This is a genomic window from Polaromonas sp. P1_G2, from assembly GCF_056405515.1.
The window spans coordinates 1-612 of sequence record NZ_JBFUBY010000703.1 but is presented as its reverse complement, the minus strand read 5'-3'; the positions used below and the strand labels follow the sequence as shown (position 1 = coordinate 612).

Here is a 612-nt window from a genome sequence, read left to right as displayed (position 1 = left end):
GGACCTGACACGGAAATCAAATGTGATTCCCGCCGCTGCCATGGCGTCCAAGACCGGCGAAGCCTGGCCATATGTTGAATACGCATCCCTTACCTTGGAGATGCCGATATAATTTAACGATTCTATGATAAGGCTGGAATTGTCGTAAGCGTCGAGATAGTCACCGCCATGTGTGTTAACGCCGAGCGAAGAAAGAAAGCTCGACGCGGTTGAATTACTATTAGACATATAGATGGTTCCAGTTTGTTAACTCGTGAGAAGCTTGTCTGCGAGAAAGCAAAAACCGATCACCAGAACGGTTAAAATTTTATGGACTGTCGTTTTTTTAGTCCAAAGTGCTTTCTACAATGCCCGCTCGCGTCCTTGTGACGCGCAACGACATCCTCATGCCAATGGCAGCCGCGCTGTACATTGACAAAGATCAAGAACTGGGGTTCTGATCCCAGCTTAGGTTAACCAAGTCTGTTCCGTAAAAATGACTGTCCCAACTTGYGTCAGGCTGGAGAAATTACGCTTTATGACCCCATAACAGCCGGTTTCGAGAGAGAATGGGCGACCTTGCCCTGCACAAAACATCAAGAATCTTGCGCGTGTCTGCACTCGATTTTGACC

The 612-nt window shown here is 47.8% G+C and carries 1 protein-coding gene; it reads right to left on the bottom strand.

The features are described from left to right. The coding region (locus AC1D0P_RS27050) for a hypothetical protein (protein ID WP_477679553.1) at positions 1-228 on the bottom strand (228 nt) is incomplete at its 3' end. Positions 229-612: the final 384 nt, after the last annotated feature.